Raw genomic sequence first — 14,133 nt, forward strand, 5'->3', positions numbered from 1 at the left:
AGGGGGACAACCCGATGTTTCAACTGAGCAAGCTGACCGGCAAGCCGGTGCCGCCTGCGGGCGGACAAGCTCCGGCGCCTGCCGCCCGGGCCGCCGTGACGGATTCTTCCGCCACGCATGAGGTGGCGATCATCGGCTTCGCCGGCCGGATCGGCAGCGCCTCGCAGCCGGCCGAGCTGGCCGAACTGCTTGGCGGGGCGGAGGACCGCATCGGTCCGTTTCCGTCCGGCCGCCGGGACGATGCCGAGCCGTTCCTAAGGCATCTGGGCGTGGACCCGGACGAAGCGGAATTTTTCGAAGGCGCGTTCCTCGACGACATCGCCTCCTTCGATCCGGCGCTTTTCCGCCTGTCGCCGAAGGAGGCCGCCCTGATGAATCCGAACCAGCGGCTGTTCCTGATGGCCGCCTGGCAGGCGATCGAGCATGCGGGTTACGGCGGCGCTGGCCTGGCCGGCTCCCGTACCGGCGTATACGTCGGGTACAACGGCGACGCCCTGCACGACTACAAGCGCATGATCGAGGCGCTGTGCCCGGAGGAGCTCGGCTCCGCCGCGCCCGGCAACCTCAGCTCGATGATCGCCGGCCGCGTCGCCTACCTGCTCGACCTGCACGGCCCCGCCCTGCAGGTCGATACCGCCTGCTCCTCCTCGCTCGTCGCCTTGCACCTGGCCTGTCAGGCCATCCGCTCCGGCGAATGCGACGCCGCGGTCGCGGGCAGCGTCAAGATCAACCTGCTGCCTCTGGACCATGGCGTCCGGCTCGGCATGGAGGCCGGAGACGGACGCGCCAAGCCGTTTGACGACGCGGCCGACGGCACCGGCATGGGCGACGGAGCGGTTGCCCTGCTGCTCAAGCCGCTCGCCAAGGCGAAGCGGGACGGAGATTTCATCCATGGCGTCATCAAAGGCAGCGCGGTCGGACAGGACGGCAGCTCGGCGGGCATCACGGCGCCGAATGCGCTCGCGCAGGAGGACGTCATCGCGCGCGCCTGGCAGGACGCCGACGTCGATCCGGAGACGATCTCCTATATCGAGGCGCACGGCACCGGAACGTCGCTCGGCGATCCGATCGAGATCGACGGGCTGACGAGGGCGTTCCGCCGGCATACCGACAAGCGGCAGTTCTGCGCGATCGGCTCCGCCAAAAGCCAGATCGGCCATCTCGACCATGCCGCAGGTATCGCCGGCGTGCTGAGGGGCCTGCTCGCCCTGAAGCGGGGCATGCTGCCGCCGAACGTGCATTTTCGCCGTCCGAACCGCAGCATCGACTTCATCGGATCGCCGCTGTACGTGAACGTCGAGCCGAGTCCGTGGCCCAAGGGAGCCGGTCCGCGCCGCATGGGCGTCAGCGCCTTCGGCATGAGCGGCACCAACGCGCATGTCGTGCTCGAGGAGGCTCCGGCGCGCGAATCGGCGGCGGCGGAGACGGAGGCTCCGGCCCTGTTCGTGCTGTCGGCCCGCTCGCCGGAAGGCCTGGCCGCGTCCGCGGCCCGCATGCGGGAGTGGCTGAAGACGGACGAGGCGGCCGCGAGCCCGCTCGCGGCGATGTGCGCGACGGCTGCATGCGGGCGGTCCCATGGCCCGCATCGGCTGGCGATCGTCTGCCGGACGCGGCGGGAGCTGGCGCTTGCGCTGGAGGAAGCGCTGCACGCGGGTGCGGTCCCGCTCGGCGAAGCGGCCGCCCTGCAGCCCGGCTCCGCTGCGGCAAGCGAAGCCGCCTGGACGCCGGAGGGGGCTTGCTTCCGGCTGGCGGCAAGGGGACTGGCCGCCGGATCGGCGGCATACGCCGGCCGAGTTCAGCCCAACGCGGCCATGGCGCAGGAAGTTGACGCGGCGGAAGCTTCGCCCAGCCTGGACGCTGCGGCGCGGCTGTACGCGTCCGGCGGAGAGCCGGCCTGGACGAGGCTGCATCCGCCGGGCTCGTTGAAGCGCGCGCCGCTGCCGGGGGCTCCGTTCGAGCTGCGGCGCTGCTGGCTGCAGCCGTCGCGCCCCGCGCCGGGCGCGCACGCCGCTGCGGCCCGGCGGGACATCCCGTCCGCCGTGCCGCCCGAAGCGCTCGCGTCCGCGCTCGAGCTGCTGCCGCCGGAGCTGCGGCAGCAGCTCGAGCCTTTGCTTGGCCGACTGCAGCGTCTCGAAGACGGGGAGGAAGGGAAGCCGAACCGAGCCAGACGGGTTCGGCTGCTGGAAGGGGGCGGCCGCGCGGATTCGGCAGGCTTCGGGGGAATGCCTTTGCAGTCGGCCGAGGAGACCGGGACGTCAAGCACGGCCGAGCCGGACGAGGCGCTGCAGGCGGCCGCCGATGCCTGGGGCGAGGTGCTCGGATACGACGAGCTGAGTCCGGATGCCGGATTTTACGAGCTGGGCGGCGACTCGATCCTGGCGCTGCGCGCGGTCGGCCTGCTGTCCAAGCGGTTCGGCGCGGACATCGCCGTGCATGAGCTGCTGGCCGCGCCGGTGCTGGAGGCGTTCGCTTCCGTGCTGCGGCGGAAGCTGGCGTCGGCGAGCGCGGCGAGCCGCGAAGCGGCGGCAGGGCGAGTCGCCGACGCGTCGCCGCAGGCTGAGGCCGCGGAAGCGGACGTCGCCCCCGGCTTCGAGGCCGGTCGTGATGAGGCCGCCGAAGCGGGCGTCGCCTCCGGCTTCGATGCCGGTCGTGATGCGGACGGCCTCGCGCCGCTCATCCCGCGTACCGCCGAGCAGCCCCATTACGCGGTTTCCTCGTCGCAGCGCCAGATGTACCTGCAGCAGCAGGCGCAGCCGGACGACCGCAGCTACAACCTGCCGGAGCTGCTGCATCTGTCCGGCGATGTCGACGCCGACCGGCTCGAGTCCGCGATCCGCAGCCTGATCCGGCGCCATGAGCCGCTGCGCTCTTCCTTCGCCGTCGTGGACGGCGAGGTCCGGCAGTTCATCCACGGTGACGTTCCGTTCGGGCTTCAGCGGCTGTCATGCGCGGAGGACGAGCTCGACGGGACGCTGCGCTCGCTGTCCATGCCGTTTGCCCTCTCCCGCGCCCCGCAGCTGCGGGCGGCGCTCGTCTCGACCGGTCCGCGCGCTCAGGTGCTGTTCCTCGACCTGCATCACATCGCCTCCGACGGCATGTCCGCCGGCATCCTGCTGCAGGAGCTGCTGACGCTCTATTCCGGCGGCTCGCTGCCGCCGCTCCCGCTCCGCTACCGGGACTATGCCGAGTGGCAGCAGCGCACGCTCGCCTCCGAGCGGATGGACAGGCAGCGGGCCTGGTGGCGGGAAAGGCTGCAGGACGAGTGGCCGGTGCTGGAGCTGCCGGCGGACTTCGCCCGTCCGCCCGTCAAGGACGGCAGGGGAGCGACCTTCGAGCTCGACCTGGATGCCGGCCTGTCCGCCGCCGTCCGGCGGCATGCCGCCGCCAGCGGCTGCACGCCGTTCGTCGTGCTGCTGGCCGCCTATTACGTGCTGCTCGCCAAGCATACCGGCGCGGAGGACATCGCGGTCGGCACGCCTGTCGCCGGGCGTCCGTCGCCGAGGCTCGAGCGCCTTGCCGGGATGTTCGTCGGAACGCACCCGCTGCGCGCCCGGCCCGAGGCGGCCAAGAGCTTCGCGACGTTCGTGCGGGAGGTCAAGGAAACGGTGCTGGACGCCTTCGCGAGCGGCGAGGTGCCGTTCGAGGAGCTCGTACGGATGGAAGGCCGGCGCGATCCGAGCCGCAGCCCGCTGTTCGACACGATGTTCATCATGCAGAACCTGCGCATCCCCGACTTTTCGCAGCTGGGGCTCGCCTATCGCCACCAGCGCTATGAGCACGGCACTTCCAAATACGACCTGATGGTGCAGGCGGTCGAGCGTCCGCACGGACTGCGGCTCGTCGTGGAGTATGCCGTCTCGCTGTTCCGCGAACGGACGGCGCGCTCGCTGATCGACCGGTACGTCCGCCTGATCGGAGCGCTGCTCGCCGAGCCGGAGCGTCCGCTCGGCGAGGCGGACATGCTGTCCTCCGCCGAGCGGGAGCAGCTGGAGCGCTTCGGCCGAGGGCCGTCGCTGGAGCTGCGGCCGGCGCGCGCGGAAGCGCTCGTGGAAGCCTGGGCGGCTGCGCGGCCGGACGCGCTGGCCGTCAGCGGCAAGGACGGCTCATGGACCTACCGCGAGCTGAACGCCAAGGCGGATCAGATCGCCCGCCTGCTGCGCCGCGAAGGCACGGGGGCCGGCTCCGTAGTCGCGGTGCTGGCGGACCGGACGCCGCTGATGCTCGCCGCGATGGTCGGCGCGCTGAAGAGCGGCGCGGCCTACCTGCCGCTCGATCCGGCCGCTCCGCCCGACCGGCTGCGCTACATGCTGGAGGATAGCGGCGCGCTCCTTGCGCTGACGGAGCTCCCGGAGCCTGCTCCGTCGCGGGAGGCGCTGCGGGACGTCCGGGAGCTGCGGCTGGCCGAGCTCGGCCAGCTGCTTGCGGCTGACGATGCGGCTGACGCCGCGCGCGAGCAGGGCGCGGGCCGCCTGTCTGCGGAGGACCCGATGTACGTCATCTATACGTCCGGCTCCACCGGCCGGCCGAAGGGCGTCGTCGTGCCGCATCGGGCGTTCCACTCGTTCGCCGCTTCGATGAGCCGCCTGCTGGGCGGAATCGGGCCGGAGGACCGCTGCCTCAGCCTGACGAACCTCAGCTTCGACGTCAGCGTCTGCGAGCTGTTCCTGCCGCTGCATGCCGGCGCGGCAGCCATCCTTTATCCCGACGACTCGCTGCTCGATCCGCTGCGGATGGCGCAGATCGTCGCCGAAGAGCGGATCACGTTCGCCTACCTGCCGCCGACGCTGCTCGGCGAGGTGGCCTCCGAGCTGGAGCGGCAGGCGGAGCGTGGCGTCGAAGCCGTCCTGTCCAAGCTGCTCGTCGGCGTCGAGCCGATCCGCAGCGGGGCGCTGGAGCGGTTCGCCGCGCTCCTGCCGGGCATCGCGATCGTCAACGGCTACGGGCCGACCGAAGCGGCCGTATGCGCGACCGCCCATGTGTTCCGTCCCGGCGGCCCGGCGGATGCGATCGTGCCGATCGGCAGGCCGATGCACGACACCGAGGTGCTCCTGCTCGGGTACGGCGGCAAGCCGGTTCCGCCCGGCGTCGGCGGCGAGCTGTGCATTGCGGGCAGCCACCTGGCGCTCGGGTATCTCGGACTGCCGGAGCTGACGGCGGAGCGGTTCGCGCCCCATTCCCTGCGTCCGGACCAGCGTCTGTACCGGACCGGCGATCTTGCGCGCTGGCTGCCGGACGGACAGGCGATGTACGCAGGCCGCATCGACCGGCAGCTCAAGATCCGAGGCGTCCGCATCGAGCCCGGCGAAGTCGAGGCGAGGCTGTTGCAGCTGGACGGCGTAGCCGAGGCGGTCGTCGACGCCCGCCTCGGACCGGCGGGGGACCGGGTGCTGTGCGCGTACCTGGTGCTCGGCCGCGAGCGCGGCATGAAGGAGCTGCGGGCCGAGCTGCTGGCGCTGCTGCCCGAGGCGATGGTGCCCGCCTTCCTCCTGCCCGTGCCGGCGATCCCGCTCACGCGCAGCGGCAAGGTCGACCGGCGGGCGCTGCCCGATCCTTCGTTCCCGAGCGCGCAATCTGCGGCCGAGCCGGCTTCGTTGAGTCCAAGCGAGCGGCGGCTGGCGCAGCTATGGCAGGAAGCGCTCGGGCTGGAGCGCGTCGGACCGGAGGACGACTTTTTCGAAAGGGGCGGCCACTCGCTCAAAGCGGCGGCGCTCGCCGGCCGCATCCGGCAGTCGTTCGGCATCGAAGTGCCGCTGCGCGCCGTGTTCGAGCACCCGACCTTGTCTGGCATGGCCGGCTGGCTGGATGCGCAAGGGGCGTCGGCCGGCGAGTCGGACCGGGCCGAGGCCATCCTCCCGGCAACGAGAGCTGGAGCTCGTCCCGTCCTGTCGACGGCAGCGGCGTCCGATGAGGCCGGCAGCATGCCGTCCCTCATGGCCGCCTCGCAAGCCGGCTCCCGAATTCCGCGCGCCGCGGACCGGCCCCATTATCCGATGTCGCGGGCTCAGCGCAGGATGTTTCTGCTGGAGCGCCTCGGCGGAGGGGGGGCGTCGTACCATGTGCCGCTGGCGCTGCTCATCCGGGGCGAGCTGGATGCGGCGCGGCTCGAAGCGGCCTTCCGCTCCGTGATCGAGCGCCACGAATCGCTGCGGACGGCGTTTGTCCACGAGGACGAGTCGTTCCGGCAGCTCATTCTGCCGCAGGCGGAGTTCCATCTGGAGCAAGCAACCTTGAGCGCGGAAGAGACGGAGCTGCTGCTCGCCGACTCGCGGGCGCCGGCCGTGAAGGAGGCGGTCAGCCGCAGGCTGGAGCGCCTGCTGCGGCCGTTCGCGCTTGATGCGCCGCCGCTGCTGAGGGCGCTGCTGCTGGAAGCGGACGCGTCCTGCCGCGTCCTGCTGCTCGATTTCCACCATATGGCGGCGGACGGGCTGTCGATGCCGGTACTCGTGCGCGAGCTGCTCGCCTTTTACGAAGGCAAGGCGCTCGAGCCGCTGCCGATCCGATACCGGGACTATGCGCTCTGGCTGGAGGGGCGGCTGTCGGAGCCGCCTCCCGCACGCTGGCTGGAGCGCTTCGCGGGCGAGCTGCCGCCGCTGGAGCTGCCGACCGACCGTCCGCGTCCGTCGGTCCGGATCGGCGAGGGCCGCCGGCTGGAGTTCGAATTCGACGAGAAGACGACGGCGGACATCGGCCGATTCGCGCGCGGACAAGGCGTGACGCTGTATACGGCGCTTCTCGGCGCCTATATGAGGCTGCTGGCCGCCTACGGCAACGTCCCTGAAGTGCGCGTCGGCTCGCCTGCCGCCGGCAGGTCGCATCCCGATGCGGAGCGCCTCGTCGGACTGTTCGTGAATACGCTGGCGCTGCGAGGGTTTCCGGCTCCGGAGCGCCGCCTGGACGCGTTTCTGCAACAGCTGCAGCAGGAGACGCTGGAGGCGCTGGAGCATCAGGACCGTCCGTTCGAGGACTTGCTGGAGGCGCTGGGCGTGCAGCCGGAGGAAGGGCGGCTGCCGCTGTTCGACTGCATGTTCGTGCTGCAGAACATGGAGCTGCCGGAGCTCGCCGGAGGCGGCCTGACGGCGGTGATGCTGCCGCTGGAAGCGGGCTCCGCCAAGGCGGACCTGACGCTGGAGGCGGCGCGTCGGGACGGACGCCTTGTTTTCCAGCTGGAGTACGACACGGCGCTGTTCGCGGAAGCGACGGCGCGGCGGATCATCCGCCACTATGCGCAGGTATGGAAGGAATGGCTGCAGCCCGGGGCATCCGCGCTGCCGCTGGAGCAGCTGGGCATGATCGACAGCGAGGAGCGCCGCGAGCTGCTGGCGGACGCTCTTCGCGAGAGGAGAGAAGGAACGATGGAGATCAAGGAGATGGCCGATCCGGCATCGCTGCCGGATGGGGCGGAGGAAGCAGGCTGGGTCAGCATGATGGCCGAGTTCGAGCGGCAGGCCCGGTCGGGCCCGGATGCTCCAGCGGTGCATGCGGGGGAGGAGACCTGGTCGTACGGAGAGCTGAACGCCCGGGCGAACCGGATGGCGCATGCGCTTCGCGCCAGAGGAGTCGGCCCCGAGAAGCTGGTCGTCGTCATGGCATCGCGGACGCCGCGGCTGCTCGTCGCGCTGCTCGGCGTGCTGAAGGCGGGCGGGGCGTTCGTCGCCGTCGATCCGTCGTACCCCGAGGAGCGCATCCGCTGGATGCTGGAGGATGCCGGCTCCGCTCCGGCGCTCGTGGAGGCGGCCTATCTCGGCCGTGCCGCCGGCGCGAGCGCGGAGTGGACGCTCGAAGAGCTGGAGGAGGACGGAGCAGGACGCTCGGACCGCGATCCGGTGCCCGTCAGCCGCCCGGAGCATCTCGCCTATGTGCTGTATACGTCCGGCTCGACCGGCCGGCCGAAGGGCGCGATGATCGAGCATCGGGGCTTGGCGAGCTTCCTCAAGCAGTTCCGCGCCCGCTTCCCGCTCGCTGCGGGACAAGCGGTGCTGGCGATGGCGGCCGTCTCGTTCGACATCTTCCTCGTGGAGACGCTGCTGCCGCTGACGATCGGCATGCGCGTCGTGCTTGCTTCCGAGGAAGAAAGGGGCGACGCGGCGTCGCTCGGCCGGCTGGTGGAGCGCCATGAGGTAGACGTGCTGCAGCTGACGCCGAGCCGGTTCCGGTGGTGGGCGGCCCAGGAAGGGCAGACGGCCGCGCTGCGCCGGCTGTCCGTGCTCATGATCGGCGCCGAGCCGCTCGCGCCGTCGCTGCTGGCCAAGCTGCGGGAGGCGACCGACGCCTGCATCTTCAATCTGTACGGTCCGACCGAAACGACGGTGTGGACGTCCGTCCAGGAGGTGACCGCCTTGCCCTCCGGCGAGACGATCACGATCGGCACGCCGATCGGCGGCGCCCACATGCTCGTGCTGAACAACAAGCTGAAACTCGTTCCGACCGGCGTCATCGGCGAAATCTGCATCGGCGGCGAAGGGGTCGGCCGCGGCTACCTCGGCCATCCGGAATGGAACGAAGGCGCCTTTGCCGAGCATCCGCTCCTTCCCGGAGAGCGCTTGTACCGGACGGGCGACCTGGGCCGCCGCCTGGCGAGCGGGCAGTTCGTCTACGCCGGGCGGCGCGACCATCAGGTGAAGATCCGGGGCCACCGGGTGGAGCTCGGCGAGGTGGAGCAGCAGGCGCAGGCCGCGCCGGGCATCCGCGAGGCGGTCGTCACGGTCGTGGACGAGGAGGCGGGCGATCAGGCGCTGTGCCTGTATGCCGTGCCGGAGTCCGGCCGGGAGGACGGAGCGGAGGAGCGGCTGCAGGCCCATCTGGCGGCAAGGCTGCCGGGATACATGATTCCCGCCTATCGGATGCTGCTGGAGCGGATTCCGCTCACGCCGACGGGCAAGGTGGACCGCAAGGCGCTGCCTAGGCCGGAGGCGCGCGGCGCTGCGGCATTCGAGCCGCCGGCCGGAGAGCTGGAGATCCGGCTGGCCGCGCTGTGGAGAGACGTGCTGACGGTGGAGGCCGTCGGCCGCCGCGACGGGTTCTTCGAGCTCGGCGGACACTCCCTCAAGGCGGCGACGCTGGCCAGCCGCATCGCCCGCGAGTTCGGCGCCGACGTGCCGCTGCGGGAGCTGTTCCAGCATTCCACGCTGGCGGCGATGGCGGAGCTGGTCGGACGAAGCGCCGCCCGGCTCGAGCCGATACCGCGCCAGCCGGATTCCGTGCGGGGCTATCCGATGTCGCCCGCCCAGCGCCGTCAATACCTGCTCCAGTGGATGGCCGGCGAGGCGACGATGTACCACGTGCCGTTCGCGGTCGACATCCGCGGGACGCTTGACCCGCAGCGGCTGGAGCAGGCGTTCGGCGAGCTGGCCCGCCGCCAGGAAAGCCTGCGGACGACGTTCCATTACGAGAACGGCGAGTTCCTGCAGCGGGTCCATGCTCCGTCCGGCTTCCGGCTGGAGAGGAGCGCCTCGCTGGAAGCGCAGGCGGCGGACGGGCTGTCCGCGAGCGGGGAGCTGCCCGTACAGCGTCTCGTGCAGGCGTTCGTCCGGCCGTTCTCCTTGGATCGGGAGCCCGCCGTGCGGGCCGCGCTGCTGCGGCTCGGCGCCGAGCGCCACCTGCTGCTGCTCGATCTGCACCATATCGTGACCGACGGCGTCTCCACCGCGCTGCTCATCCGCGAGCTGGGAGCCCTCTACACGGGCGCCCCGCTCCCGGAGCCGCGCATCGGCTACCGCGATTACGCCGTCTGGCAGCTGGAGCGGCTCCAATCGGAAGCGATGCTCGCAAAAGAAGCGTACTGGCTCGCCCTCTTCGAGGAGCAGCCTCCGGCGCTGGAGCTGCCGCTCGACCGTCCGCGGCCGGCCGCGCCTAGCTTCCGCGGCGCGACGCTGGAGCGCCGCCTGGACCGAGGCTTGACGGCAGCCGCCGAGCGGCTCGCGGCGCGGCGCGGCGCGACGCTGTTCGCCGTGCTGCTCGGCGCCTACGGCCTCCTGCTGTCCAAGTATGCCGGAGAAGAGGACCTCGTCATCGGCACGCCGGCGGCAGGGCGGACGCATCCCGACGTGGAGCCGCTGCTCGGCATGTTCGTCCATACGGTCGCGCTGCGGCTTCGTCCGGCGGCAGAACTCGGATCGGGCGCGTACATGCGTCGCATCCAGCAGGATCTCGTCGACGCGCTGGACCGCCAGGACTATCCGTTCGAGCAGCTGGTCGAGCGGCTCGGCATCCAGCCCGAGGCGGGCCGCAATCCACTGTTCGACACGATGTTCATCCTGCAGAACATGGATCAGCCGGCGATCCGGGCGGGGGAGCTGTCGCTGGAGCCGCTCGCGTTCGATCCGGGGGTGAGCAAATTCGACCTGACGCTGGAGGCGGTGCAGCGGGACGGCGTGACCTCGATTACGTTCGAGTATGCCGCCGATCTGTTCGATCCGGATACGATCGAGAGAATGGCCCGCCATTATGAGGAGATCGTGCGTCAGCTCTGCGCCGACGAGGACGGGACTCGCCCGTTGGAAGAATTCGAGCTGGAGACGGAGGAGGCATGGGGATGAAGCTGACGCTGGAACGGAAGCCATTCCGCGATTTCTGGATGAACTGCATGCTGAACCAGGCGTTCAGCATCGCCCAGTCGGTGCATCCGAGCTACCGGGATGCGGCTTATCTGAATCTATACCGCTACTTCCGCTGGCAGGCGGCGACCGACCGCGAGTTCCGCTACCCGACGATCGACACGCTTTATTACATGAGCGATACGGAGTGGGAGAAGTTTCCGCTGACGGGCGTCATCCGCCGGATCGAGCCCCGCCATTTTCGGGACGAGAGCCGCATGCTGGAGGAGCTTCGCGAGGTGCTGCGCAGCGGCCTGAGCCTGAGCCTGAACGTCGACCTGTTCGGCTGGCTGCCGGACAGCATGGCGTGGCAGAAGTTCCACTGGTTCCATTACTCGCTGTTCAACGGCTTTGACGAAGAGAAGGGCGTCTTCTATGTCATCGACGACACGCTCGCCGGTTACGGCGAGCATGAGGTGTCGGAGGCGACGGTGCTGGAGGCGTTCGCGCAGTCGGAGTACAAGATCGATCCGTCCTATGGCGGACCGGCCTACTACGTCTATCATCTGCAGCCCGACGTCCGGCCGTTCGAGCTTGCGCTGGAGGAGGTCGCGGCGCATGCGGACCGGCTGTCGCAGGAGCTCGAATCGTTCGATATGGACGGCATGTGGCTCGTGGAGGAGCAGGACGCGGCCAAAAGGGAGCAGCAGCTGACCTACGGCCTCGTCGGCATCACCATCATCGTCAACCGCCACGAGGCGAACGCGGGCTTGCTGGCCCTGCTGCGGGAGCGACAGCTGCTGGAGGAAGAGCTGCTGGACGAGCTGGACGAGCAGCTCGCCCGCATCCGCGAGGGCTGGGCGACGCTCAAGCAGCGCTTCGCGGACGGCAGCTTCCGCCGCGCCCGCGAGACGGAGCTGGCGGAGCGCCTGCTGGCGCGGGAGCGCGAGCTGTGGAGCCGGCTCGCGGCGGAGGCTTGAGGCCGCTGCGGCTGCTCTGCCTGCCGTATGCGGGCCGATCGGCGCAGGCGTACCGGCGCTGGGCGTCCGCCGCGCCGGCGGGACTGGAGCTCGTCCCGCTGGAGCCGGCGGGGCGGGGCAGCCGGATGGGCGAGCCGTTCTACCGCAGCGTGCAGGAGGCGGCGGACGATCTGCTGCGCGAGGCGCTGGAGCTGCGGGAGGGCGGCCGCTACGCGCTGTTCGGGCACAGCATGGGGGCGCTGATCGCCTATGAGCTGGCCGTGCGGCTGCAGCGCCGGGGCGGGCTTCAGCCGGAGGCGCTGTTTCTCTCGGCCAAGGATGCTCCCCATGTCCCCCGCAAGGAAGAGCCGATCCACGGGCTGCCCGACGAGGCGTTCGCGGAGCGGGTGCGGGCACTCGGAGGCAGCCCGGACGAGCTGTTCGGGCACCCGGAGCTGCTGCGCTTGTTCCTGCCCGTGCTGCGGGCCGATTTCCGCCTCGTGGAGACGTATCGCCAGGACGAGGCGGCCCCGTTGCAGACGCCGGCCGTCGTGCTGAACGGCAGGGAGGACGCGACGCTTTCCGCCGATCCGGAGCAGTGGCGGCGCTGGTTCGCGGCCGACTGCCGATACGAGTGGTTCGACGGCGGGCATTTTTACGCGCAGGACCGCTATCCCGAGCTGCTCCGGCGGATCGGCCGCATCCTGGAGGGAATCGGGACGGACGAGGAGGCCGCCGCCTTGGCTCCGCTGGCTGCGGGCGACGGCGGCGAGAGGCTTGGCATCGGCGGCATGGAGGAAAGGAGGAGCTCGCCATGAATAAACGTTTGGCTCCCGCGCTGCTGTTCCCCGGACAGGGCTCCCAGCATCCCGGCATGGGCCGGCAGCTGATGGAGCATCATCCCGAAGCCCGCGCGGCGATAGAGGAATCCGGCGACGCGATCGGGACGGACCTGGTCCGGCTGCTTCGGGACGGCTCCATGGAGGAGCTGACGCGGACCGAGCTCGCGCAGCCGGCGATCCTTGCCGTATCGGTCGCGGCGTACCGCGTCTACCGAGGCAGCCTCCAAGGCCCGCCGCCCTGCTGGCTGGCGGGGCACAGCCTCGGTGAATTCAGCGCCCTCGCATGCGCCGGCGCGCTCGCGCTCGGCGACGCGGTCCGGCTCGTTCAGGCGCGCGGCCGGCTCATGGCCGAGGCGGCGAGGCGGCAGCCCGGCGGCATGGTCGCCGCGCTCGGAATCGCGCCGGAGCGGGCCGAGGCGATCTGCCGGGAGGTGACGGAGTCGCGCCGCTTCGGCGTCGTCGTTCCGGCCAATTACAACTCGGCCTCGCAGACGGTGCTGTCGGGCCAGCTGCCGGCGCTGGAGGAGGCGGAGCGCCTCGTGCGCGAGGCGGGGGGCAGCGCGGCGCGGCTCGCCGTCGGCGGGGCGTTCCACAGTCCGCTCATGGCGACGGCCCGCGAGGCGTTCGGCGAGGAGCTGAGCGCGGTGCGGCTCGCTCCCCCGCTTCTGCCTGTGCTTTCGAGCGTCACGGGGAAGCGCATGCCCGACACGGAGTCCGGACTGGCGGAGCTGCTGCAGCGTCAGCTGACCGCTCCCGTGCGCTGGACGGCGGTCATGGCGAAGCTCGCGGCGGCCGGAGCGAGCGAGGCGGTCGAGGCCGGTCCGGGCGGCGTACTGAAGCGGCTGGCGGCTGGGACCGTTCTCCGCGTGCTGGCGATGGAGGAAGACGGCGAGCGGGAGGAGCTGGCGCATCGGATTCGCCGCCGCCGCATGCTCTCGTTTCTCGAAGGCTGCCTCGCCGTCGCGGTCGGCACGCGCAACGAGGAGGGGGACGCGCTCGTCTACAGCCGGGAGGTGGAAGCTCCGGCCCGCGAACTGGAGCGGCTGCTGCGGGAGGCCGAGTCGGCGCCGGCCGTCCCGGATGGCGACCGGCTGGAGCAGGCCGAACGCTTGCTCGGCCGGGTGCTGGCGGGCAAAAGGATGCCCGAAGGCGAGCGTCTGGAACGGGTGGCCCGGCTTGCCGCGGCGCATGGCCTCCGGCCGGTTGCGACCGGGGCGCGTTGAAGTCCGCGCGGATGGACGCGGTTGCGCCAAGGCTGCCGGCCCCCTGAGCCGGCAAGAAAAAAGGCCGTCCCCCGGCCGCTGCTCAGGCAGCGGCCGGGGGACGGCCTTCGACTTGCTTCAAGGGAAAGCTAGACGACCTTCAGCACCGAGATCATCTTCTCATGGCCGGGGCCGCAAGGAATGCTGCACTCGATCTGATACTCGCCTGCCTCGCTGAAGGAATAGACCTTCTCTTCGTCTTTGTTCATCTTGACCGACGTGTTGGCGATGCGGATGCCGTGGATGCCGTCGCTCTCCAGCTTGATGCGCAGCGGCTCGCCTTTCTTGATCGTATACGTCTCTTGGTCGAACTTGTAGTTGGTCGCCTTGATGACGAGATCCTGGGTCGGCTCGGACGTCGTCTCGACGGCCGCGGACGGTCCGTTCGAGGCTGGAGCGGAGCTGCTTCCGCATGCAGCGGAGATCAGCAGGAAGCCGGCCGCGGCGGCGATCAGCGGAATGCGGCGGATTTGGGAGCGGTTCATCTATTTCAGTCTCCTTTCGGATGGTCGGTCTAGTCGAGCGGGTCATGCTGTCC

At 70.6% G+C, this 14,133-nt stretch carries 5 protein-coding genes; 4 read left to right on the plus strand and 1 reads right to left on the minus strand.

Annotated elements, in window-relative coordinates:
- Positions 1 to 14 precede the first annotated feature (14 nt).
- The 4 genes from HGI30_RS07180 to HGI30_RS07195 are packed head-to-tail and all read left to right on the plus strand — an operon-like array spanning position 15 to position 13,556.
- The gene (locus HGI30_RS07180) at positions 15 to 10,535 is read left to right on the plus strand and encodes a non-ribosomal peptide synthetase (RefSeq protein WP_168907000.1); all 10,521 of its coding nucleotides are present in this window, start codon (positions 15 to 17) and stop codon (positions 10,533 to 10,535) included.
- Positions 10,532 to 11,512: a BtrH N-terminal domain-containing protein gene (locus tag HGI30_RS07185; protein WP_168907001.1), complete on the plus strand. Its 981-nt coding sequence runs from the start codon at positions 10,532 to 10,534 to the stop codon at positions 11,510 to 11,512. Before HGI30_RS07180 ends, HGI30_RS07185 begins: the two co-directional genes overlap by 4 nt.
- Complete coding sequence (locus HGI30_RS07190; protein WP_168907002.1) at positions 11,485 to 12,309, plus strand: thioesterase II family protein; 825 nt, start codon at positions 11,485 to 11,487, stop codon at positions 12,307 to 12,309. Before HGI30_RS07185 ends, HGI30_RS07190 begins: the two co-directional genes overlap by 28 nt.
- Positions 12,306 to 13,556: an ACP S-malonyltransferase gene (locus tag HGI30_RS07195; protein WP_168907003.1), complete on the plus strand. Its 1,251-nt coding sequence runs from the start codon at positions 12,306 to 12,308 to the stop codon at positions 13,554 to 13,556. Before HGI30_RS07190 ends, HGI30_RS07195 begins: the two co-directional genes overlap by 4 nt.
- A 128-nt stretch (positions 13,557 to 13,684) precedes the next feature.
- On the opposite strand, the gene HGI30_RS07200 is transcribed toward HGI30_RS07195, so the two are convergent.
- Positions 13,685 to 14,080 (minus strand): cupredoxin domain-containing protein, encoded by a 396-nt coding sequence (locus HGI30_RS07200; RefSeq protein WP_168907004.1) that lies wholly within the window; start codon positions 14,078 to 14,080, stop codon positions 13,685 to 13,687.
- Positions 14,081 to 14,133: the final 53 nt, after the last annotated feature.

The organism is Paenibacillus albicereus, assembly GCF_012676905.1.
GTDB classification, from domain to species: Bacteria; Bacillota; Bacilli; order Paenibacillales; family Paenibacillaceae; genus Paenibacillus_O; species Paenibacillus_O albicereus.

Excerpts from the sequence above, each read along its gene's own strand:
- HGI30_RS07180 (WP_168907000.1), top strand. The coding sequence starts at position 15 with ATGTTTCAACTGAGCAAGCTGACCGGCAAGCCGGTGCCGCCTGCGGGC.
- HGI30_RS07185 (WP_168907001.1), top strand. The coding sequence starts at position 10,532 with ATGAAGCTGACGCTGGAACGGAAGCCATTCCGCGATTTCTGGATGAAC.
- HGI30_RS07195 (WP_168907003.1), top strand. The coding sequence starts at position 12,306 with ATGAATAAACGTTTGGCTCCCGCGCTGCTGTTCCCCGGACAGGGCTCC.
- HGI30_RS07200 (WP_168907004.1), bottom strand. The coding sequence starts at position 14,080 with ATGAACCGCTCCCAAATCCGCCGCATTCCGCTGATCGCCGCCGCGGCC.